Origin of the sequence: Hyphobacterium vulgare, assembly GCF_042643335.1 — a bacterium.
GTDB classification, from domain to species: domain Bacteria; phylum Pseudomonadota; class Alphaproteobacteria; order Caulobacterales; family Maricaulaceae; genus Hyphobacterium; species Hyphobacterium vulgare.
This window is the reverse complement of record NZ_JBHRSV010000001.1, coordinates 465,495-486,352: the sequence shown is the minus strand read 5'-3', so window position 1 is coordinate 486,352 and position 20,858 is coordinate 465,495. Positions and strand designations below refer to the sequence as shown.

Sequence of the window (20,858 nt, the reverse complement as noted above, 5' to 3'; positions counted from 1 at the left end):
ACGAAAACAGGAGACCGTCCATGAACACCCACATGGCGACCCGTTCGCGCGTCCCGGCTTCTATCGGGATGGCGATCGAGACGAAAAAGGATGGCGAAGGCAACAAGGCCGAAACGCCGTCCGAAACCAAGAAGGCCATCACCGAAGTGATGACCGCGTTCGAGGAGTTCAAAACCGCGAACGATGCCCGCCTCAAGGAGCTGGAGGCCAAGGGCGCGGCCGACCCGATCTCTGTCGACAAGCTCGACAAGATCAACAAGCACCTCGACAAATTCGAGGATCTCAACAAGCGCGTCGCGACCGCTGAAGGCGTGAAGAAGGCGCTCGACGATCTGCAGGAGCAGTTCGACGAGATGGAAACCGCGCTCGCGCGCCGTTCCACCGCTGACACTCCGGAGGCGAAGGCCGCCGAGCTGAAGCAGCGGGTGAATGACTGGGGCCGTGGCGTCGTTGACGCCTATGCCAAGGGTGAAGCCAACCTCACCGAGGACCAGCGCAAGGCCCTTCAGGACGTGCGCGACGAGTACAAGGCGCTCTCGGTCGGCCAGGACACGACCGGCGGCTATCTCGCCCCCGTCGATTACGTCCGCGAGATCATCAAGTCGGTCACGGAAATGAGCCCGGCGCGTTCGCTGGCTCGTGTCCGCCCGACCGGCATGAAGTCGATCTCGCAGCCGAAGCGTACCGGCCAGTTCTCCGCGGTCCGCGTGGCCGAGCAGGGACCGCGTTCGGAAACCGACGGCCTGCGCTGGGGCAATGTCGAGATCCCGGCGCCGGAAGCCTACGCGCTGATCGACATCTCAGAGCAGAACCTCGAGGACTCGTTCTGGGACCTCGAAGCCGAGCTGCGCGAAGAGGCGAGCGAACAGTTCGCCGTCCTCGAAGGCGCGGAATTCGTCTCGGGCTCGGGCGTCGGCGAGGCTCAGGGCATCCTGATCCACGATGATGTGGCGGAGACCAACTCCGGTGCCGCCGCAGACATCACGGCGGACGGCCTGCTCAGCCTGAAATACGGCATCAAGACCGCTTACGCCCGCAACGCTTCCTTCGCGCTCAATCGCAGCACGATGGGCGCGGTTCGCCGGCTGAAAGACGGCAACGGTCAGTACCTCTGGATGCCCGGCATCGCGATGGGCCGCCCGAACACGATTGACGGCGACCCGTACGTCGAGTGCCCGGACATGCCGAACGTGCAGGCCGGTGCCTTCCCCGTGGCCTACGGCGACTTCCGCAAGGCCTACACGATGGCCGATCGGGTGCAGATGACGCTCCTGCGTGATCCGTACACCCAGGCCACCTCCGGCAACGTCCGCTTCCTGTTCCGCCGGCGTTTCGGCGGCCAGGTCGTTCTGGCCGAGGCCATCCGCAAGATGAAGATCGCGGCCTAGGCGCTCTCATCGGAATGGCGGGCCGCTTCGGCGGCCCGCTTCTTCAACTCGCAAGCGAAAAGGAGAGCCCGATGGCTTCCCGCGACCTTCATAACAACATCCATCCCGTGCCGCTGATCGCTCCGGCGGCGGCGCGCACGGACAACACGCCGATCGTCTCGGCAATCATCGACACGCGGGACTTCGAGTCCTGTGAACTCGTCCTGATCACGGGGGCGAACACCGACGCCAACGCGACCTTCGCGGTGCTCGTCGAGGACGGCGATGACGCCGCGCTCGCCGACAACGCGGCCGTCGCCGACGCTCAACTCCTCGGTACCGAAGCGGAGGCGGGCTTCGGCTTCGCCGACGATGTCGAATGCCGGAAGATCGGCTATCGCGGCAACAAGCGGTACGTCCGCTTGACCGTCACGCCGGCCGGCAACGATGCCGGAAACATCTTCATCGCCGGTGTGGCCCTCCTCGGTCACCCTCGCGAGGCGCCGACGGCGAACCCGCCGCAATAGTCGTGAACTGAGAGGCGGGGCTTCGGCCCCGCCTTTCGGCACTTCCCGAACAAGGAGGACGTCATGTCCAACACCCAGAACTACATGGAGCAGGGTGGGGCTGTCTGGAGGGTCGGCGGCTCGCTCGTCCTCGAGGCGGGAGCAACCCTCACCGACGAGCGTTTTCTCGGTTCCGTCGCAGTCGCGGCGGACGAACTGGTTATCCCGCTGACAGCCCGTTACGTGTCCAAGACGACCGGTGCTGACGCAGAGGCACTGACCCTGGCTGACGGAACGCCAGGCCAGGTCATCACGATCTCGCTGGATGCCGATGGCGGCGGTACCGGCACGCTCACACCGGCTACCGCGACCGGGTTCGTGTCCATCGCCTTCGCCGATGCCGGTGACAACGCCACGCTCGAGTACATCGACGACACGGTCGGCTGGATCATTCTCGGTACGGCGGGTGTTGCTGCGCCGCCGGCCGTGGCGCTCGCGTAACGTATCAACTGCACAAGACCAATGACGAATGCGGGGTCGCCGCCGGTCAAATCCCGGTCGCGGCCCCGCTTTTCATCTCAACGAGTCCGGCGACGCGATCGCCATTTCACCCGAGAGGAGGCACACCATGCTGTGCGACATCCTGAAGACCTTCCCGTTCAGCCGCGATGGCGTCGACAGCCACATGGCCAAGGCGGGCGAACAGGTCGACATCCCTGACGCGCTGGTGCCCGGCCTGCAACGCGACCGCTACGTGAAGCCGGTCGGCGAGCAGGGCGATGAATTGAAATCCCAGCCCGCTGCTCCTGAGAACAAGGCGCTCGGTAATGCGCCGGAGAACAAGGACGACGACACCGAAGTTGTCGCCGAGGACGCTGCCGATAATGAGTCCGGCGAGGACTCGAGCGCGGAAGATACCTCTACCACCGGCGCAGAGCCGGGCGGCGATCCTGTGGATGGGTCCACCGAGGACGATGCGGCCGAGGATGCTGACGACTCCGAAGACGACGCCACCGACGAACCCGGCGAGGAAGATGCCAGCTCGGACGATGGCGAGACTGTCGGCGTTCCCGACGAAGGGGACGCTGAGAGCGCCGCTGAGCCGGCTCAGGAAGAAGACCGGGCCGCGCTCCGTGCGGAATACACGGAAAAGTTCGGCACGAAGCCCTACAACGGTTGGGACGCCGCGACGCTTCGCCAGAAGATCGCCGAGGCGAAGTAGGTCATGGTCCGCCAGGATCTCCACATCAATCAGGGTGAGACGTGGCAACACGTCTTCACCCACCGGGATCCGGCGGGCGCAGCTGTTGACCTGACCGGCTTCAGCGCGCGCATGGCCGTGCGCGACCGTGTCGGCGGGACTCTTGAAGCCTATCTGTCGACCGAGGCAGGCGAGCAGAGCGGCGGGAGCATCACGCTCGGCGGCGGGGAAGGCACCGTCACGCTCGACATGAGCGCCGAACAGAGCCGACGTCTCGCCAGCAACCTGGCCAGCTTCTCGGTTCTCGTCGCGCCGATAGAGAAGCAGCCGGCCGAAGTGACCTTCTTCTACGACCTCGAGCTCGTGAGCGCGTCGGGCGCCGTGGTGCGCGCGTTTGCTGGCCGCGTGATCGTCAACCGGGAGGTGACCGAATAATGGCTCTCAATCCGGAAACCGGCGCCGGCGTCTACGGCGCCGACAGTTATGCGACGCGGGCCTTCATCCTCGCGTACTGGACCGCACGCCCGCACGACGCGCTGGCCGCGACTGTCGCCGCCGCTGACGTGGACGACCTGGACGGCGCGGCGCGCGAAGCCAGCGCCTATCTCGATGCCGAGTTCGGCGCGCACTACCGGGGCGACCGGAAGGGATATGTGCAGGGCCTTCTCTGGCCTCGCTCAGGGGCCAAGGACGACGCGGGCTATGACCTGCCCGCCATCCCCGAGGAACTGAAGCGGGCGGTCGCTGAGCTGGCCGCTCGTGCACTTTCCGCGCGGCTTGCGCCCGACCTCGAGCGCGGCGGGATGATCAAGCGCGAGAAGATCGGGCCGATCGAGCAGGAGTTCGCCGAGGGGGCGAGCGCTGACACTCGGTACGGCTTCGTGGCGAAGATGCTCGCTCCGGTCCTCGACGGAACCCAGACCGGCGCACCCCGCGCCCAGTGGAACTGGGGCTGATCGATGACGCGGGATTATTCTCCGCTGGCTGCGACCGCTGCACGGCTGATCAAGAAGTTCGGCGGGAGCGCGTTCCTCGTCACGACGACGCAGGCCGGCACAGCCTCCAATCCCGGAGCGCCGTCCGAAGCCGAGACTGGCGTAAGCGCTGTCATTGTCGACTACAGCGCGCGCGAGCGGGAAGGAACGTCGATCGAGATCGGTGACCGGCGGGCCTATGTCAGCGCACCGGTTGGAGCAGCGATCCCAGACCTCTCAACCCTCCTGCGTTTCAAGACGCCGGAGAATGTCGACTACCAGATCATGGAAGTGCGTCCCATCCAGCCGGCCGGGCCGGGCAGTGTGGCTGTCCTGTTTGAGTGCCGGGTGAGAACCTGAAGGAGAAACACATGAAAACGCTGATCAAGAACGGCTCGAACGAGCGCCGGGCCTTCAAGACCGCCAAGGGCATGGTTATCCCCGAGCCGGGTGAAAGCCGTGAGGTCGACGGGCTGTCGCTCACGGCACCCACCCGCAAGGAACTCGAGTCGATCGGCTACGAATTCGTGACCGCCAGCACTGCCGAACCGACCGACACCGCCGCCCCCGCCTCCGACCCCGCGAAGAAGGCCGGTAAGGCCGAAAAATGAGCCCGAGGGCGCAAGCCCGCCTGCTCGACCGCCTCGAACGCCAGCACGGGCGCGCGGTCCGCAAGGCGTTCGAGAAAGCCATCCGGGAGCTGCGAGGCAATGCCAGCGTCGCTGAACTCGCTCGCCTGATCGCCGCGCGCGACACCGCCGGCGTTCTTGCGGCGATCGGAGTAGGAACCGCGGTCTTCCGCGATTTCGAGACCGAGGTGAGCCGGGCGTTCGAAGGGGCGGGCCGCGCCTTCACGGCGATGTTCCCGAAGCGGCTCCGTGACCCGCGCGGTATTCGGGTCCAATTCCGCTTCGATATGCGCCATGCGGGCGCTGAGGCGTGGATCCGGCACGAAGCCGCAGGCCGCGTTACCCGCATTGCCGACGACCAAGCGGCGGCGATCCGCAGCGTGCTCGAGGAGAATCTTGCTCGAGGTGTTAGCCCGCGCACCTCGGCAACCCGCCTGGTCGGCAGGATTGACCCTCAGACCGGTCGCCGCAGTGGCGGGATCATCGGTCTCTCCGGCCCTCAGACGCGCTACCTTGATAACGCCAGGCGCTATCTCGAGAGCGGCGACAACCGGTATTTCGGGTTGGAGCTGCGCGACCAACGTCTTGACGACGACGTGCGTGCGGCCTTTTCGAGCGGGCGACCGATTGCAGGTGAACTGAGGGAGACGGCGCTCGATCGGTACTCGAACCGGATGCTTCGGCATCGAGGCGAAACCGTCTCACGCACCGAGACCCTGAACGCGCTTCGCGCCGGAAAGCACGAGGCGTTCGTACAAGGTGCGGAGACGGCTGGGGTCGATGCCCGGCATATCGAACGCGAGTGGGACGCCTCACGCGATTCCGCAACCCGTGAGACGCACAAGGCCGCGGACGGTCAGAAGGTGACGGGAGACGCGCCGTTCATCGTCGGCGGGTTCCAGATGCGCTATCCCGGCGACTCGAGCCTCGGGGCTCCGGTCAAAGAGATCGCCCGTTGCCGCTGCCATGAGATCCACCGCGTCGACTGGATCGGGCAGCTCGCCGATGGGTAAAAAGTTCAGCGCGGCGGTGTCTGATTGGGTGCGGAAGTCCGAGGCAATAGCGGACGTTGTCGTCAAAACGTCCGTACAGCGCCTGGCCGAGCGAGCGAACCTCGATGGCCCGAGCGTCGGGCGGGGGGCCAGCGCCGGCAAAGGCGGACGCATGCCGCGCGTGACCGGGTTTTTGAAGAACACCATGCGCGCCGAAATCGGCTCATTGCCGGTCGGTCCAAAGCAAAACGCTGAAAAGAAGGTCTTCGACGATGACGAGTGGAGCAGGGGTGTCTCGCTCGTGATCGACCAGATGAAGCCCGGAGATGTCATCTACGTCGGGTGGTCCGCTGTCTACGCGAGAAAAATGGAATTGAAGTACGCGTTCATGAAGGGCGCTGCGATGGAGTGGCAGGGCATCGTGAATGACGTCGTAGCCGAAGCACGGGCGAGGATTGGCGGATGAGCAATGCAGCGATCCGAGCGGCGTTGAACGCGCGCATGGAAGCCTTCCCGGCAGGAACACTGGCTCAGGACCGGATCTCATATCAGGGCTGGAAGGACTTCACGCGGCCCAAGGACGGTCTGTGGATTGAAGTTGCGCACTTCCCGTCCGAGCCTCGCCGGGAGTTCTTCGCCGACGGTGCGACCCGTCGATACGCCGGCTACATGCAGGCGACCGTCTGCACGCGGCGCGGCCTCGGAACGAAGGCGATCGACACGCTTGCCGATGCGGTCGCGACGCACTTCCCGGAAGGGCAGAGGATGACGGATTCGGGCGTGACCGTGCGCGTAATCGCCAAACCGGCTCCTCTCACCGTCGTCGAGGACGACGGCATTCTCATGCTGCCGGTTCCGATCCGGTACGAAGCCATCATCTGATCGCCGCGAAGGCGTGACGGCGCGGTCCCGACTGACCGCAACCCGCCCCGGCTCACGGGGCTTTTTTCATGACAGAAGGAGCCCTGACGATGGGTACCAAAGCTGGCGCCAAACTCTATGTCGCCGAAGAACTGCAAGACGATACCGACCTCAACCAGGCGGGGTTCGAAGCTCTGACCTGGGTGCTGGTCAAGGATGTCGGAACCTTCCCCGAATACGGCCGGAACGAAGCGACGGCGACGTATGACGCCTTCAGCGGAATCGTGAAGGGCAAGGGGTCGAACAACGCGGGCGACGGCGATTTCATCATGGCCTACGACCCGACCGATGCCGGACAGGTCCAGATGCGCTCACACGGCGCACAGCGCCGGAACGTGTGCTTCAAGATCGAGCACGCCGACGCCACCGGGACGGCCAACGGCGACAAGACCGCGACGATGGACTACCTGCGCGGCGTCCTGAGCGGTCCGCGAAGCCCGTCGGGCGGTACGAGCGACTTCGAACGCGAAGCCTATTCGTTCGGCAACAATCAGCACCTGCGCGTCCTGCCGGCGACGATCTCGATCTGAGCCATCCCGCCCGGCGCATGGAACCGCGCCGGGCGGACTTCCTTCCAACTGAACAGAAAGGGCGCGGCCTCCGCGCTGATCACGCATGACCGACGTGTTTGAAATCAAGGCGAACGACACCGCCGCTCTCGATGTGGTGAACCCCGAAACCGGTGAGAAGATCGGGCTGACCCTGCACCTGGTCTATCCTCGCCACCCGAGGATTACCGCTGCCGAGAAAGTTCACGGCAAGCGAGTGCAGAAACGGAACGGAGACCGGGACGTAGACGCTGCAATGACGATGGAGCGGCACATGGCCGCTGCAGCCGTGGAGTCCATGTCGTTCGAGGGCAAGACGACGTGGAAAGGCGAACAGAAATCGGCGGTAGATCGCGCGGAACTGGCTGAGGACTTCGCCGATCCTCGCCGCTACTGGCTCGTGAAGCAGATCCTCGAAAAGTACGGGGACGAATCCGATTTTTTCCAGAAAGCGCCGGGCGGCTCGAAGCGCTCTGCAAAGCCGTAGCGTACCACGCGGAATGGGAAGTCGCCCTCGACTTTGAGGGCGACGGTACCTTTGAGACAAAGGCGGATTACTTCGAGCGGTTCGGCCAAGAGGATAAAATTCCGGACGCTCCGGAAATTCCGCATGACGCGTTTGAGGTCTATGGGGCGTTCTGGCAGTTCGGCCAGTTCCGGAAGATCGGAGAGGGTGGGCCGCAGCCCTTGCAGCCGTCCGAGGTTGAAGCCTGGCTAAGACTGACCGGCAGGACGCTCTCTACGACCGATATCAGCACAATCTTTGCAATGGATTCAGAATATCTCGACGGCATCTACAGAGGGATGGCTGAGAGGCGAACGAAATCGAGTGAATAGGGAGGGCGCGTAGACTAAGCTCTAACCGGTTGCAGCGAGCTCTACACCGGATGGAGTGCCGAATATGGGGTTTTGGAGCGCGATATTTGGGCGGCGACCGACGCCGAGCCGTCAACCGGCGCCGCCAGAAAAGCAACGTTGCGAGTCCTGCGGAATCGCCCACACCGGACGCCAGTATGGTGGTCGCCTTTGCGGAGTGTGCATTCCTCACAAAGTCGCGGAGGCGCAAAGGCTGGTTCAGGTGGCGAACGAGTCAATTCAGATCGCCAATCAAACCAAGAACATTGCGACGAGACTGAGCCGTATGCGTGTCGCGATCGCAAATGCCGAGCGCCTTCAGCCCTATGTTTCGTGGGGAATAGCCAAGGGCGATGCCACGATCGATGGTGAAATCCTTCGGCTTCGGGAAGCGGCCGAGAGAGCTGTTGCCGATCATGTGTCGGAGACGGTCGCGAAGGTTCGAGAGCAGGCCGCAAGCGCTAAGAGCTCAAAAGGCGTTCTCGCGGCCTATGATCGAGCAATCGTCAAGCTGTCAGCGTTAAGAGAAGAACGCGTAGCCACCCAACTACTCAGCGATGCGTTGGATGATCTCAACGCTGAGCGGCAGCGGTTCGCGGAATAATGCGCCGGTGTGATGCAGACCGCGAACGAGGCATGGGAGGCTGCGAAGTCATTGAAACAGTGATTGGGTCAGCCTGTGACTTGAACGTTCGAAACCACACACGTCCGGTTGTGAAGCGTCCCCGTGGCGACGCCTTGTGACATTCCGCCGAATCCGTTCTCGGCGCGGAACGTCATTAGGATTGACTGCTGGCCCCCAGAGGGGACGGATACTCTCGTCTCAATATGTTCAAAACTCGAAGGATTCCGCATTCGATCGCGAACCTGGCGCTTGAATTCCCTATGGGAACCGTCCCAAGCGCTGAGGCAACGAAATTGGGGATCTTCTGAAGCCGCCGAACGGCCAGAGTCGCCACACCCAGACAATGCGGCGACAAAAACCAGTAAAGCCACAAATCGCATTTCATCCCCCACAGGTTGTGAGGGAGAAAGCTAGTCACTGGGTTTTGAGAGAGCAAGTTCGACCAATCGCCGGATCGCCTCAGCCCGCGAGGGCGTGTCGGGCTGGCGAAGACGCCATCGGTCGATAGCGTCAAGAAAAGCGGCGTCCACCCGCATCTGGAAGGGGTGATCGTACTTTCTTCCGGGTGGCCGTCCGACATTAGTCATGCCGGTCCTATAATTTATGTATTGACCGGATGCAACAAAATAGGTAAATACAAAAACGAACCGGCCGGGCGCTACCAACACCCGACCGGCTCTAACCGATAGCTGATCCCAAGGAGATCGAGCCATGGCTGAGAGCCAGATTAACACACAGCGTAATGTGCCGACAGAGGCACCATTTTTTATGGCCGTTGCGTCGAATGAACTTTCTACGCAGATGGCCATTGGTGACCAGGCTCGGGCCAAAGCAGTCGATGGATATGAGGGGCGCGGATTGTACGCCCTGCGTCTCGATGGCCAGCTCACCATCCGACGTGTCGTCCGACAGGCAGGCGGCGTCATGTTGGTGTCGCGCGACCACGAAGGCGCTCCGGTCACACAGATGCACTGGAACGATTTCGAGGAAGCCGTTGTCGGTCGCATCGTTGCGGTCGTGAGGGATGTCTATTCGGGAGGGCTGCACTGATGGCCGGCTCGAAGAGTGTCGCGATCGAACTGCCGCGTCTGGCAATCGAGACGATCGAAATACCGATTGAGGGTGATAGCCCCCTGATCGTCCACGCCTTCTCGAAGAAAGCGCGGGAAGCGATGCTGGCCAAGCAGACGAAGAAAGCGTCGGCAGGCCGGGCAGCGAAGAACCCGTGGATGGACTTTTGCGAGAGCCTCTACTGGCTCGACGGGATGCCTGACGAACCGACCGAGGCCGATGTCGAAAAGGGCCGCTTCGGATTTCCGTCTGTGGCGTTCAAATCGGCGATGGTGACCGCTTGCACTTCTATCGGCGGCATCACGAAGGTCGCGGCCCGGCAGGCGTTCCATGTCGAGGGCGAGTATGTCGAGCTGACCGGCCCGGCTCCGGCCATGCGCGAGGATGTCGCTCGCGTCGGCATGGGTACGGCAGACCTCAGGTATCGCGGCGAGTTCGATCCGTGGTCGGCGGTTCTGACCGTGAAGTTCAATGCGAACGTCATGTCCGCAGCGCAGGTCGTGAACCTCTGCCAAACGGCTGGGTTCGCGGTTGGGGTCGGAGATTGGCGTCCGGAGCGTGATGGCGTCTACGGGCGCTTCCACGTCGCTACCGAGGTGAAGTCATGACCCGGTATGCATGGAAGCCCGAAAGCCGGATCACGCTTGATGCACAGGCGGCTGGTGAGGAAATCGAGCGCATTCGGGTTGCCCGAAATGGACGGCTCACCAGTGAGGCAGTCGTCGAAGAGGCCAAGGACGAGGCGAGCCCGCTTCATCCGGCGTTCGAGTGGGACAATGACAGGGCCGCTCACCAATACCGGGTGACGCAGGCGGCGCACCTGATCCGGTCGATCACGCTGGTCGCGGATTCGAGACCCGGACAGCCGGAGAAGCCCGTGCGGGCCTTCGTAAACGTGACAGTCGACGAGGACCGATCCTATACTTCTGTTGCCCATGCCCTCAGTGACGAGGCGCTCAGAGCGCAGGTTCTGAGCCAGGCATGGAAAGAAATCGAGGCATGGAAGCGCAAGTATTCCGACCTCGTGGAGTTCGCCCGACTCTTCGGAGTGATCGAAGAGCTCAAGGACGAAAACGCAGCATAGCTGCGGGTGTTACGGCGGGAGTTCACCACTCAACCCCGCGACCCGAACGGGTTTACTGGCAGGCAAGGTATGGCGAGTCCAGGCAGGTTTAGGCGGGGCTTGGCATGGCAGGGCTGGCAAGGCACGGCAAGTCGAGGTCTGGCCAGGCATGGCACGGCAGGCAAGGCGGGTCCTGGCGAGGTCAGGCGAGGCATGTCTAGTCGCGGCAACGCAAGGCTGATTGGGGCCGTCTCCGAAAGGGGGCGGCCCTTTCCTATGGATCGATGGACGGAAATGGAGGGCGTCAATGTCGGGCACTGATGTCGCTGAGCTTGCATTCCGCTTTGATAGCTCGGATGCGCCCCGCGCGACCCGCGATCTCCAAGGAGTTGAGCGCCAGTCTGAACGCACTGAGCGCTCTGCTGAACGACTCGGCAAGGAGGCGGACGAAACAGGCCGTAAGCTCCGAAACATGGGCTCGGCCGTCGCGTTTCTGGACGGGCCGCTCGGTGGGGTCGCTTCGCGCTTTCGCAGTCTCGGAACCCTGATCGGACAGGTCGGTGTCGCTGCGGCGGGTGCTCTGGTCTTGTTCGGATCGTTGTCTCTGGCCGCTCGGCATCTGGGCAGCGGCGTCGATGCGGCGGTGCAGCTCGACTCCCGCATTGGCGAGCTTTCTACGCTCTTGCCGGGTGCTGCGGACCAAGTCGATGAAATGACCGAGGCTGGACGACGGATGGGCGTCCAGTTCGGGACGGGTACGCAGGCGCAGATCGAGGCCTACTACGCGGCGGTCTCGGCTGGCGCGACGAATGCGGCGGAAGCGACGGCGCGTGTCGAGGCTGCGAACCGGCTGGCGATCGGTGGCGCCGCCAACCTTGAGGGTGCGGTCTCAATTCTGAATGCCTCGGTCAACGCCTACGCAGCCTCGGGACTCACAGCGGCTGACGCCTCGGACGTGCTGTTCACGGGCGTCAGGACGGGCGTCACGACGATCGACGAGCTCGCGGCAGGCCTGGGCCGCGCCATTCCAATCGCGTCGTCGCTGGGCATTGGTTTTGACGAGCTGGTTGGCGGTGTCGCAGCGCTGACGACCCAGGGGCAGAACACGAACCTGGCCGTCACCGGCCTCCGTGCCGCCCTGAATGCGACCCTGCAGCCATCCCAACAGGCGGCAGAGCTGGCCGAACAACTCGGCATTTCTTTCAACTCCGCCACGGTCCAGTCGATGGGGTTCCTGAACTTCATGCAGATGGTCGCTGAGCGCACAGGCGGGGATCAGCAGGCCCTGACTACGCTGTTCGGATCGATCGAAGCCGGAACCGCAGTCCTGTCGCTCGCCGGAGAAGGTGGCACCCGCTTTGCGCAGATCATGGCGGAAATGGCCGACCGAGCCGGCGCCACTCAACAGGCTATGGACCAAATGTCCAATCGGATCAGTGAGGGATATGGGCGCGTCCTCGCCTTCGTCGGGCAGAAGCAGGAGGAGGTCGGTAACGCTATGCTTCACCTGTTCGTCCCCGCGGCGGAAACGGTCATTGCCACGATGACTGGCGCCGAGGGGGCGAGCGAAACTCTTGAGGCCGTATTCAAGGTGCTCGCCGTTACCGTCGGCGTGCTGATGGTCAGGTCTCTCGCAATGATGACGGTGAGCATCGCCACAACAACCGTCACCGCGATCACCGGCTCCGCCGCGTTCCAGGCCTACGCTCTGTCGGTTTCACTGGTCGGCCCCGTTTCAGCAACAGCGACCGTCGCCACGACTGCATTGGGGGCCGCAATTCGGTTCGCGCTCGGGCCCGTCGGTTTGATGATCACCGCGATCGGGCTGATCTCCGGCGCTTGGCTCCTGCATGATGAGCGGCTTCGCACTGTTCGCGAAAGCTATGTCGAATTGAACGCTTCGATCGATCGCGCCGAGGTGACGCTGCAGCGCTGGTTTGATGCGACGGAAAGCGAACGGACCTCGCTGGAACAGAGCAATCGAGCGCTCCTCGCCAATGCAGAAGCGCGTCTCGCCAACGCCTCAGCCATTCTGGAGCAGAAGCGGGCGCTGTATCAGAATCTTGGCGGGGGAGCGCCCGGACCGCAGCGAGCAATCGCATTCTTCGTCACCGGCATCGACGCGGCTCTCGAAGATGTCCGGCTCGCGACAGAAGCTGTCGAACGAGCACGTTCCTCGCTGACGACGATTGATAATGCGCGGGGCGAAGTCCTGAGCAATATCGGGCAGAATCTTGAGCACCTGCGTTCGCTGCAAACCGACATTGTGAACCTTACCGACCAGGAGCTTCGGCAGCGCCGCGCAATCTTGATGGAACGAGAATCTCAGCTGCGAACGGATATTGCCGGCGCGCTGTTTCAGGACGCGATCCTTGAGGGATTGGAGATCGAACTATCCCGCGTCGAAGAGGTTATGGGGGCGATCGACTCCGCGCTCCAGTCTCGAGGACGGCGAGCTGCGACGCAGGCATCCGAAGACTATGAGAACGTCATCGAGTCACTGACGCGTTCAATCGCCCTTCTTCGCATAGCGCGCGGGGAGGAACGCGCTGTTGCGGAACAGTTCATCGCAGCTGGGCTGGCCGCTGACGCCACAGGGGAACAGGCCGACAGAATTCGCGAGCTGGTCGGAACCTACCGGCAGCTTCAGATGGACGAGCGCATCGCCGATCTTCGCGAGGAGGCGGCCACGATCAGCATGACGAGCCGCGAAGTCGAGCTCTATCGGATGGCCCTTGAGGGCGCGACGCCGCAACAGCTCCTGATGGCCGATGCGATTCTCCGGACGACCGAGGAGTGGGAAAAACAGCAGGACATCATGGCAGCCGCCGCCGAGACCGTCAGCCGGCTCACCGACCAGAACATGACGGCCTTGCAGCGCTACCAGGTCGAGATCCGCACGCTCAACGAGGCGCTGAATTCGGGCTTGGATCACGAGGTTTATGCCCGAGCGGTCGAGCGGGCGCAGGACGCCTTCGTGAAGGCCGACGAGCGACTGAGCACGCTCCGCAGTACGGCGTCGGGCTTTCTACGCGACATTCGCAATGGAACTTCATTGCTGGACGCGTTCGCCAACGCGCTGAATTCCATGCTCGACCGAGCAGCCGAAAGCTCTCTCGACGCTCTGTTTCGTCGCTTTGCCCCGGACCTGGCCGGGGAGGCGGCAGATATGGGCGTTGAGGCCGCGAAGGGCCAAGCCCACGGCGCGGCCTCAGGGTTAGCAATCGGCACCGCGATGGTCGGTGCTGCCCAAGCCTCCGCGCTCCAGATCGCTGGCGCGATGACGACTGCAGGCGGTCTCGTCGCGGCTCAGATAGCCAGTGCGATGGCTCTGAGCAGCCTCGGCGGTCCGGGAGGTCTGACGACGCTCGGCCAAGGTGTTCTGTCCTTCATCGGCTTTGGCGGGTTCTTCGCGGATGGCGGCGACCTGGCAGCGGGGCAATGGGGCATCGTCGGCGAGCGCGGTCCGGAGCGGATCGATGCGCGTCCCGGTGGCGGCGCACGGATCACACCGCTGTCTCAGGGGCGCGATTCCAGCGGCGGACTGACGGTCAACATCGGTCAGATCAATGCGGGCGGCCTGTCGAAAGAGGAAGCGAAGGAAATGGTACGCGAGGGCTCGAGGCAGGCGGTCAAAAAGGCCACTGAAAACGCGGCGGGGATGGTCGGCAGTCTTGCGGCCGGAACGCAGCGCCCGAAGATGAACGGCTAAGCGATGGCTCTCGTTACGGTTCCCGCGCTCATCAAGGCCCGGTTCGTCGAAGATGCGAAGATCACACCGGGCTTCATGGATCTGGAGCATCGCGGACTCTACCAGCCAACGGCCCGCCAGGTCGCCAGCCTGCCCGGCGGCTTCGAATGGGTCATGGAGTGTCCGTTCGTTTCCGTCACCGACGCGGAGGGGGCGGAGCTGCGGGCGTTCCTGATGAAGCTCCGGGGCCGGGTGAACACGTTTCGGTTCCCGGTGCCGGGCTGGAATGGCCTTCTGTCGGGCTATGCCGGAACGGCGGGTCTCGTGAAAGGCGCCGATCAGCTCGGCACCTCACTTGAGAGTGATGGCTGGGACCCGAGCGAACTCCTGCTCAAAGAGGGCGACTGGTTCACCGTCAATGACGAGCTGAAAGTCTGCGCAGCTGACGTGTCCTCGAATGGCTCGGGTGAGGCAGAGATCACATTCGAGCCGCCGCTTCGCCGTGCGCCGGCTGACAACGCACCTTTCGTCATCTCGGAACCCTACGCGCTGATGGCCCAGATCAGCCCGGCGGAGCCGTGGAGCGTGAAGCCGTCACAGCAGGGCCGGTACATGCTGCGAGGACGGGAGTCGCTCAATGGCTGACACCTACGAGACCGAAAACGAGAAGGTGAATCCGAACCCGCCCGTCTGGTTCGTCTATCTCGACATCGAGGGCGATCCGGTTCGCGCATGGACCGCCCCTTGGGACAAGACGTTCGCCGCCGACGAGACCGGCGACCCGCTTCTCGACGGGTTCACATTCCTTGGCGTCGGAGCGATCGGCCAGGTTGGCGAGATTGCTGACGGGCTGAGCGGCGGCGGTCCGGTAACCCTGACCCTTCCGGCCGTGGACCCTGCAGAGACTGCGTTCAACGAGATCGTCGCCGAGGCGCGCAATTGGCAATGGCGTCGCGGTGTCATCTGGCACTCGTACGTCAACGGAGAGACCGGTCAGCTGCTTTATGCGCCGAAGCGCCGGCGGTCCGGCCGCATGGACAATCTTAAGGCGCTCGACGGCGAAGAAGACGCGGTCATCACCGTCGACATCGAATCCCACGCCGCTCACGCGAGCGTCCCGCTCGAGAGCCGGTACGCCGAGCAGCCGGAAGTCGATCCGACCGACATCTCGCAGAGCTGGGTTCATGACCTCGCGAACAAGAAAATCACGGTCGGCGGAACGACCACGACACCGGGCGGGCGCGGCGGCGGCGGAAGCGGTCCGGGCGGCAACGGCGGTATCGTCGACCGGCTCTGATGCAGCGGCTTCCGGACTGGCGGCGACGCCTCACCGAATTCATCACTGAAAACCGCAATACCCCGCACGAGCCGGGCGTGTGGGATTGCGCGCTCGGCGTGGCCAACGGCGCGCTCATGGCCGTTCGGGGCGAAGATTTCGGCGCGGCCTATCGCGGCCGTTACACGACGATCAAGGAAGGCTACGCGCTCCTCCGCGAGATCGACGGCGTCGCCACTCCGCGCGGTCTCGCGTCGAAACGGCTCGGGCGGTCCAAACCGCCTGCCTTCGCGCGCGCCGGCGACATCGTCTGCGACGCCCAAGGTGCGCTTGGCGTCTTCTACGCAGGTGAGGGGTGGTTCGCCGGAGAGGAGCAGTCCTCGGATGGCGCACTCGTCTCCGCCGGCTTCATCACCATCCCTCGCAATCAGCTGAAGGCCTGCTGGCATGTCTAAGGTCGTCAAGATCATCGTTGGCGCCGTGCTGGTGGTCGGCAGCTTCTTCATGGGGGGCACGACCTGGCCGGCTGTCGTGCGACTCCTCGGCACGGGGCTGCTGAGCTCCGCCACCAAGCCGAAAATCCCCCCAACGACACAATCGATCGAACAGCGCCTGAACATCTCGATGGAGCCGGAAGCGTTCGGCTCCATCGTCTTCGGCGAGACTGCTGTCGATACGCAGCTGCGATATTGGGAGGTGTGGAGCAACCAGACGAAGGTTGACTACGTCCTTGCAGCCGCCGTGCACGAGATCGAGAGTTTCGGCGATCTGTACATCGAAGATGATCTCGTCTCATTCAGCGGCAACGACGCGACCGGGAAGTATGCCGGTGTCCTGACCCGGCGCACGCGCACGGTCGGCGTCACCGGGACGTATCTGACGGCTGGTGCCGGCGGAATCTGGAAGGCCGCACTTGGCAAAGGCCCGTGGATGACGGGTCTGGCGCATTTCGTCCTCTCGTGGACTGTCACACCAGAAAAACTGCCCGGCGGCATCCCCACGCGCATCACGCAGAAAGGGAAGGGCGCGAAGCTCTATGACCCGCGCCGGGATTCCACGCGCGGCGGGTCGGGTTCGCACCGCGCCGACGATCAGTCGACGTGGGAATATTCACCGCTCGACAGCAACGGCGTTCCGATCGGCCGCAATGCTGCGCTTCAGATCCTCTGGTATCGGATCGGCTGGCGCGTCCAGAACCCCGATACGGGAGAATTGATCCTGCGCGCGGGCGAGGGTGTGCCGCTCGACGACATCGATTTCGCCTCGTTCATTGAAGCGGCGAACCGTTGTGAGGAGGAGGAGTATTACTCCGATTGCCTGCTCTCGACGGGCACGGACCACAATTCGAACCTTGCCGTCCTCGAGGCGGCCTGCGCCGGCACGAGCAGCGACGCCGGTGGCCTCTACTCGCTTCACATCTGGACCGATGACACCGCGAGCGTCGCTCAGCATTTCGAAGCTGAGGACATCGTCGGTGAGGCCGAGTGGCATCCGAAAGTCTCGCTGGTTAATCACTTCAACCAGGGCCACGGGACCTTCATTGACCCCGACGCGCTCTACCAGCGCCGCGACTATCCGGTCGTGCGCGACGAGGCCTATGAAGCGGAGGACGGCCGGAAGCGACGCAAGGCCTTCCACTATGAGGCCGTCACCAATCCGGACCAGGCGCAAAAGCTGACGCGCCTCGAGCTGAACCGGTCGCGTTTGCAGGGTGTGTATCAGGCGCCGTTCAACTGGAAGGCTAACAACGTCCAGATGTTCAGCGTCGTCACGCTGACCGTTCCGCGCCGCGGCTGGACCGAGAAAATCTTCCGCGTGATCGATATTCGTATCGATCCGCTGGGTCCGATATACCTCGTGCTCCGGGAGGACGGGCCGTCGGTGTATGAGGGCGGAACGGTCCTACCGCTCGATCCACCGGGCACAGGCTCTGTGTATGACCCGCGAGACGTTCCAACGCCCTCAGTTGATGACTGGAGCGCGGCAGGAATTAGCGTCACGACCGGTAGCGGCGAAAGCCTGGTCGGACACCCAGCACTGCGAATTGTGGGAGATTTCACCGAGCCGAACGTGATCAGCGCGGTGATCGATTACCGACTTGCAATAGAGACAAACTGGACTGGGCTCGGAGAATTCGCCTCCACCGTCGACTTTTCGACGCTTGTGCAGCCGCTCTCGCCTGACACGCTCTACGATGTGTCGATCCGATACCGGAACGCTCACCGAATTCTTGGTAGCCGGCTGGTCATCGAAGACGTCCAGGCCCCGCCATTCTTCACTTCGGACGACAGCGTCAATCTGGGCGGCGTGCCGGCACAGACGGTATTCCGCGAGATCGAGTCGATCCGGGCGCAGCAGGCCGCGTCGTTCGCCAGCATCGAGACCGAGCGGCTTCTGCGCGTCACCGAGAACGAAGCCTTCGCGCAGCAGGTCTTCACTCTGCGCACGGACGTCGACGGCAACACCGCGCAGATCCAGACGAACTTCACGACGCTGTCCACGTCGATCAGCGCGAACGCGAGTGCCATCACCTCCCTCGATGCGCGAGTGACGACTGCAGAAGGCGATATCGTCACCAATGCCGCGGCGATTTCGACGGAGGCCACGGCGCGGGCAACCGAGGATGCCGCGCTCGCTGCGCTGATCACCGCCCTTGAGGCGGAGGTCGATACCAATGCGGATGGCATCGCCGACAACGCCGCTGCAATCGTCACCGAACAGACGGCCCGTGCGGACGGCGACAGCGCGCTTTCCAGCCAGATCACCAGCCTGACCGCGACCGTTGACGACAACGCTGCGGCAATTTCCGCAGAGGCCACCGCCCGCGCGACGGCCGACGAGACACTGGCCCGGCGCGCCGACACGCAGGAAGCGCGCCTGGCGGGCGCTCTGGCCGCCATTCAGGTGGAAACCGAAACCCGTGCCACGCGCGACGAGTCGTTCGCGACCCGGTTCTATTCGGTCGAGGCCGGGATCGCAGGGAATGCCGCCGCGATCCTCGTCGAGCAAACGGCACGCGCGGACGGGGACAGCGCCAACGCCTCGCTGATTACCGCCTTGACCGCACGGGTGGACACGAACGAAGACGATATCGCCGACAATGCAGCAGCGATCACGACCGAAGCGACGGCACGCGCGGACGGGGATTCCGCCCTTGCGAGCCAGATCACGACCCTTGAAGCGGAGGTCGATGCGAACGCTGCGGCCATTACGACCGAGCAGACCGCACGGGCTGATGGGGATAGCGCGCTGGCCTCGCAGATCACCTCGCTTGAAGCCGAGGTCGATGCAAACGCCGCCGCAATCACCAACGAGGCGACGGCACGGGCCACCGGCGACAGCGCCAATGCGTCCGCCATCACCGCGCTCGACGCCCGCGTCACCACGAATGAAGGCGATATCGACGCCAACGCCGCGAACATCACGACCGAGCAGGGCGTTCGGGCGACCCAGAGCAGCGCCATTGCGCAGCGTCTGGACCGGCTGAGCGCGCAGATCGCCGGTGTGGCGGCAGGCATCACGACCGAAACCGAAGCGCGCGCGACAGACACCGAGGCGCTGGCCCGCCGCGAGCAAATTCTGTCGGCCAGGCTCGGCACCGCCGAGGCGCTTGTCTCGACGCTGGAAGAAGTCTTTATCGACGAGAACGGCGCGGTCGCGGCATGGATCAACCGGGTGGTCGCAGGCGATGCGACGGCGACGGTGGAGATCACCGCCCGCGATGAGAACGGGGACGCCGTCAGCCATATTCGCCTCAAGGCCGACAGTATCGGTTTCGGTGAGGACGGCTTCTTCGAATACGTTGACGAAGACCCGGCCTATGCGAACCAGCCGAACATCTACCTGCGCGACAAGGACGGCACGGTTGTTCTCGATGGCCGCGACCTGTCGGTGGCAGACTGGCGCAGGCCGGACGTTCTGACGCGCGCCATGAAGGTGCAGACCGTGCCTTATTGGCAATCGCTGATCGACGAGGAGGCGTCGCTGGTCGCGCGGGCGGCGCTCCTGTCGATTTCCTCGACGGCATACGAAGCCGCGATGGACGCCTTTATCGCGGAACTCGACAGCTATGACGCCGGGCAGCCCGATTGGGATGACATGACCGGCGACACGGTGATCGACAACGCCACCCTGACGCCGCTGATCAATACGGTCGAGACGACGCGGAACGCGCTGCGCGCCGCGATCCGCGCGGCGTTGCGGTGGGGCGACCTGCTTGAGCGCCCGACATGGGTAACGGATGACCGGGTGCCTAACGGGCTAAACGGTTCGGGCGACCTGATCCGCGCGCTGACCAGCGATAGCCTTGTGCCATCGCTTCCGGCCTCAAAGATCGGATCCGGCACCTTTGCCAATGCCCGGATCGCGCAAGCGTCTGTCACGCAACATCAGGCCGCTCTGGCCCTTGCCGCATCGCAGGTGACGACCGGCACCTTTGCCAACGCGCGCATCGCACAAGCCTCGGTAACGCAGCATCAGGCGGCGCTCGCGCTCGCCGCGTCTCAGGTCACATCCGGCACGTTCGCAGATGCCCGCATTGCCCAGTCCAGCGTGACGCAGCACCAGGGCGCGCTGGCCATCGGCTCGGGGCAGGTGTCGGGGCTCGGAAGCCTGGCGGCTCTGAACAACATTTCCGATGCACAGATCGACGCCTCGGCCGCGATCAAGCTCACAAAGATCGACCGATTGACGGGCGAGGACGCCTACAACAATGCGCCGTCGGCTCCGCCAGCGACCGTCAATTTCACGGCGACGACATTCACCGAAATTGCGACGGTCACGCTGAACAACGTGCCGGCCAACCCGATCATCATTCTGAACAACACGCAGGAATTCTGGCCGGTCGGCAGCGATGCCGCGAACTCGGCCGCGACAAAATTGGAGTGGCGTATCCGGGAATGGGATGGCGCGGCAGGTGCCGACATCGCTGCTGGAGAAATCACCTTCCGCGACGACTTCGGCACCATCGTCTACGACTCCGGCGGCCCTCTGGAAACTGTAGGTGGCCGGATCTACAGCGCGTTCCGCAACGGCACCGTCGACTACATTCTCGAGTTCCGCGTGAGCGCCGGAACTCAGGTCAATTTTCTCGAAACCACGAAACTGCAAATCCGCGCTATCTAAGCAGGAGCATCCCAC

General features: G+C 63.8%; 23 protein-coding genes. All 23 read left to right on the top strand.

Going from position 1 to position 20,858, the window contains the following annotated elements; all coding sequences use genetic code 11:
• Window positions 1-20: 20 nt before the first annotated feature.
• On the top strand, window positions 21-1,388 hold the full coding sequence (locus tag ACFOOR_RS02595) for a phage major capsid protein (protein WP_343163871.1): 1,368 nt from the start codon (window positions 21-23) through the stop codon (window positions 1,386-1,388).
• A 71-nt stretch (window positions 1,389-1,459) separates the two neighbouring features.
• Window positions 1,460-1,894: a hypothetical protein gene (locus ACFOOR_RS02590; RefSeq protein WP_343163870.1), complete on the top strand. Its 435-nt coding sequence runs from the start codon at window positions 1,460-1,462 to the stop codon at window positions 1,892-1,894.
• A gap of 63 nt (window positions 1,895-1,957) precedes the next feature.
• Complete coding sequence (locus ACFOOR_RS02585; protein ID WP_343163869.1) at window positions 1,958-2,374, top strand: hypothetical protein; 417 nt, start codon at window positions 1,958-1,960, stop codon at window positions 2,372-2,374.
• Window positions 2,375-2,501: 127 nt separating this feature from the next.
• A complete protein-coding gene (locus tag ACFOOR_RS02580; RefSeq protein WP_343163868.1) occupies window positions 2,502-3,095 on the top strand; it encodes a hypothetical protein in 594 nt (197 codons plus the stop codon).
• Window positions 3,096-3,098: 3 nt separating this feature from the next.
• Window positions 3,099-3,509: a hypothetical protein gene (locus ACFOOR_RS02575; protein WP_343163867.1), complete on the top strand. Its 411-nt coding sequence runs from the start codon at window positions 3,099-3,101 to the stop codon at window positions 3,507-3,509.
• Window positions 3,509-4,030 carry a DnaT-like ssDNA-binding protein gene (locus ACFOOR_RS02570; RefSeq protein ID WP_343163866.1) on the top strand — a complete coding sequence of 174 codons (522 nt, stop codon included), beginning with the start codon at window positions 3,509-3,511 and terminating at the stop codon, window positions 4,028-4,030. Before ACFOOR_RS02575 ends, ACFOOR_RS02570 begins: the two co-directional genes overlap by 1 nt.
• Before the next feature lie 3 nt (window positions 4,031-4,033).
• Window positions 4,034-4,408, top strand: coding sequence for a hypothetical protein (locus tag ACFOOR_RS02565; RefSeq protein WP_343163865.1), 375 nt, complete (start codon window positions 4,034-4,036; stop codon window positions 4,406-4,408).
• 11 nt (window positions 4,409-4,419) lie between these two features.
• Window positions 4,420-4,659: a hypothetical protein gene (locus ACFOOR_RS02560; protein ID WP_343163864.1), complete on the top strand. Its 240-nt coding sequence runs from the start codon at window positions 4,420-4,422 to the stop codon at window positions 4,657-4,659.
• A complete protein-coding gene (locus ACFOOR_RS02555; protein WP_343163863.1) occupies window positions 4,656-5,690 on the top strand; it encodes a phage minor head protein in 1,035 nt (344 codons plus the stop codon). The genes ACFOOR_RS02560 and ACFOOR_RS02555 overlap by 4 nt, the downstream gene beginning before the upstream one ends.
• On the top strand, window positions 5,683-6,135 hold the full coding sequence (locus ACFOOR_RS02550; RefSeq protein ID WP_343163862.1) for a hypothetical protein: 453 nt from the start codon (window positions 5,683-5,685) through the stop codon (window positions 6,133-6,135). The genes ACFOOR_RS02555 and ACFOOR_RS02550 overlap by 8 nt, the downstream gene beginning before the upstream one ends.
• Window positions 6,132-6,551: a phage tail terminator-like protein gene (locus ACFOOR_RS02545; RefSeq protein ID WP_343163861.1), complete on the top strand. Its 420-nt coding sequence runs from the start codon at window positions 6,132-6,134 to the stop codon at window positions 6,549-6,551. Before ACFOOR_RS02550 ends, ACFOOR_RS02545 begins: the two co-directional genes overlap by 4 nt.
• Before the next feature lie 89 nt (window positions 6,552-6,640).
• A complete protein-coding gene (locus ACFOOR_RS02540) occupies window positions 6,641-7,120 on the top strand; it encodes a hypothetical protein (protein ID WP_343163860.1) in 480 nt (159 codons plus the stop codon).
• 85 nt (window positions 7,121-7,205) lie between these two features.
• Window positions 7,206-7,625 carry a hypothetical protein gene (locus ACFOOR_RS02535; RefSeq protein ID WP_343163859.1) on the top strand — a complete coding sequence of 140 codons (420 nt, stop codon included), beginning with the start codon at window positions 7,206-7,208 and terminating at the stop codon, window positions 7,623-7,625.
• Window positions 7,532-7,975: a phage tail assembly chaperone gene (locus ACFOOR_RS15255; RefSeq protein WP_449272386.1), complete on the top strand. Its 444-nt coding sequence runs from the start codon at window positions 7,532-7,534 to the stop codon at window positions 7,973-7,975. Before ACFOOR_RS02535 ends, ACFOOR_RS15255 begins: the two co-directional genes overlap by 94 nt.
• A gap of 304 nt (window positions 7,976-8,279) precedes the next feature.
• Window positions 8,280-8,597, top strand: a complete 318-nt coding sequence (locus ACFOOR_RS02530; RefSeq protein WP_343163858.1) for a hypothetical protein — start codon at window positions 8,280-8,282, stop codon at window positions 8,595-8,597.
• 732 nt (window positions 8,598-9,329) lie between these two features.
• Window positions 9,330-9,668, top strand: coding sequence for a hypothetical protein (locus ACFOOR_RS02525; RefSeq protein ID WP_343163857.1), 339 nt, complete (start codon window positions 9,330-9,332; stop codon window positions 9,666-9,668).
• Window positions 9,668-10,297 (top strand): hypothetical protein, encoded by a 630-nt coding sequence (locus ACFOOR_RS02520; RefSeq protein ID WP_343163856.1) that lies wholly within the window; start codon window positions 9,668-9,670, stop codon window positions 10,295-10,297. The genes ACFOOR_RS02525 and ACFOOR_RS02520 overlap by 1 nt, the downstream gene beginning before the upstream one ends.
• On the top strand, window positions 10,294-10,773 hold the full coding sequence (locus ACFOOR_RS02515; RefSeq protein ID WP_343163855.1) for a hypothetical protein: 480 nt from the start codon (window positions 10,294-10,296) through the stop codon (window positions 10,771-10,773). Before ACFOOR_RS02520 ends, ACFOOR_RS02515 begins: the two co-directional genes overlap by 4 nt.
• 286 nt (window positions 10,774-11,059) lie before the next feature.
• A complete protein-coding gene (locus tag ACFOOR_RS02510; protein ID WP_343163854.1) occupies window positions 11,060-14,464 on the top strand; it encodes a phage tail tape measure protein in 3,405 nt (1,134 codons plus the stop codon).
• Between the two features lie 3 nt (window positions 14,465-14,467).
• Entirely contained in the window at window positions 14,468-15,088 is a 621-nt protein-coding gene (locus tag ACFOOR_RS02505) for a hypothetical protein (protein WP_343163853.1), read from the top strand.
• Window positions 15,081-15,740 (top strand): hypothetical protein, encoded by a 660-nt coding sequence (locus ACFOOR_RS02500; RefSeq protein ID WP_343163852.1) that lies wholly within the window; start codon window positions 15,081-15,083, stop codon window positions 15,738-15,740. The genes ACFOOR_RS02505 and ACFOOR_RS02500 overlap by 8 nt, the downstream gene beginning before the upstream one ends.
• Complete coding sequence (locus tag ACFOOR_RS02495; protein ID WP_343163851.1) at window positions 15,740-16,174, top strand: DUF6950 family protein; 435 nt, start codon at window positions 15,740-15,742, stop codon at window positions 16,172-16,174. Before ACFOOR_RS02500 ends, ACFOOR_RS02495 begins: the two co-directional genes overlap by 1 nt.
• Complete coding sequence (locus ACFOOR_RS02490) at window positions 16,167-20,843, top strand: hypothetical protein (protein WP_343163850.1); 4,677 nt, start codon at window positions 16,167-16,169, stop codon at window positions 20,841-20,843. The genes ACFOOR_RS02495 and ACFOOR_RS02490 overlap by 8 nt, the downstream gene beginning before the upstream one ends.
• Window positions 20,844-20,858 lie beyond the last annotated feature (15 nt).

Excerpts from the sequence above, each read along its gene's own strand:
- ACFOOR_RS02580 (WP_343163868.1), top strand. The coding sequence starts at position 2,502 with ATGCTGTGCGACATCCTGAAGACCTTCCCGTTCAGCCGCGATGGCGTC.
- ACFOOR_RS02520 (WP_343163856.1), top strand. The coding sequence starts at position 9,668 with ATGGCCGGCTCGAAGAGTGTCGCGATCGAACTGCCGCGTCTGGCAATC.
- ACFOOR_RS02535 (WP_343163859.1), top strand. The coding sequence starts at position 7,206 with ATGACCGACGTGTTTGAAATCAAGGCGAACGACACCGCCGCTCTCGAT.
- ACFOOR_RS02550 (WP_343163862.1), top strand. The coding sequence starts at position 5,683 with ATGGGTAAAAAGTTCAGCGCGGCGGTGTCTGATTGGGTGCGGAAGTCC.
- ACFOOR_RS02555 (WP_343163863.1), top strand. The coding sequence starts at position 4,656 with ATGAGCCCGAGGGCGCAAGCCCGCCTGCTCGACCGCCTCGAACGCCAG.
- ACFOOR_RS02530 (WP_343163858.1), top strand. The coding sequence starts at position 8,280 with ATGCGTGTCGCGATCGCAAATGCCGAGCGCCTTCAGCCCTATGTTTCG.
- ACFOOR_RS02495 (WP_343163851.1), top strand. The coding sequence starts at position 15,740 with ATGCAGCGGCTTCCGGACTGGCGGCGACGCCTCACCGAATTCATCACT.
- ACFOOR_RS02515 (WP_343163855.1), top strand. The coding sequence starts at position 10,294 with ATGACCCGGTATGCATGGAAGCCCGAAAGCCGGATCACGCTTGATGCA.
- ACFOOR_RS02545 (WP_343163861.1), top strand. The coding sequence starts at position 6,132 with ATGAGCAATGCAGCGATCCGAGCGGCGTTGAACGCGCGCATGGAAGCC.
- ACFOOR_RS02540 (WP_343163860.1), top strand. The coding sequence starts at position 6,641 with ATGGGTACCAAAGCTGGCGCCAAACTCTATGTCGCCGAAGAACTGCAA.
- ACFOOR_RS02570 (WP_343163866.1), top strand. The coding sequence starts at position 3,509 with ATGGCTCTCAATCCGGAAACCGGCGCCGGCGTCTACGGCGCCGACAGT.
- ACFOOR_RS02560 (WP_343163864.1), top strand. The coding sequence starts at position 4,420 with ATGAAAACGCTGATCAAGAACGGCTCGAACGAGCGCCGGGCCTTCAAG.
- ACFOOR_RS02575 (WP_343163867.1), top strand. The coding sequence starts at position 3,099 with ATGGTCCGCCAGGATCTCCACATCAATCAGGGTGAGACGTGGCAACAC.
- ACFOOR_RS02500 (WP_343163852.1), top strand. The coding sequence starts at position 15,081 with ATGGCTGACACCTACGAGACCGAAAACGAGAAGGTGAATCCGAACCCG.
- ACFOOR_RS02505 (WP_343163853.1), top strand. The coding sequence starts at position 14,468 with ATGGCTCTCGTTACGGTTCCCGCGCTCATCAAGGCCCGGTTCGTCGAA.
- ACFOOR_RS02590 (WP_343163870.1), top strand. The coding sequence starts at position 1,460 with ATGGCTTCCCGCGACCTTCATAACAACATCCATCCCGTGCCGCTGATC.
- ACFOOR_RS02510 (WP_343163854.1), top strand. The coding sequence starts at position 11,060 with ATGTCGGGCACTGATGTCGCTGAGCTTGCATTCCGCTTTGATAGCTCG.
- ACFOOR_RS02490 (WP_343163850.1), top strand. The coding sequence starts at position 16,167 with ATGTCTAAGGTCGTCAAGATCATCGTTGGCGCCGTGCTGGTGGTCGGC.
- ACFOOR_RS02565 (WP_343163865.1), top strand. The coding sequence starts at position 4,034 with ATGACGCGGGATTATTCTCCGCTGGCTGCGACCGCTGCACGGCTGATC.
- ACFOOR_RS02525 (WP_343163857.1), top strand. The coding sequence starts at position 9,330 with ATGGCTGAGAGCCAGATTAACACACAGCGTAATGTGCCGACAGAGGCA.
- ACFOOR_RS02595 (WP_343163871.1), top strand. The coding sequence starts at position 21 with ATGAACACCCACATGGCGACCCGTTCGCGCGTCCCGGCTTCTATCGGG.
- ACFOOR_RS02585 (WP_343163869.1), top strand. The coding sequence starts at position 1,958 with ATGTCCAACACCCAGAACTACATGGAGCAGGGTGGGGCTGTCTGGAGG.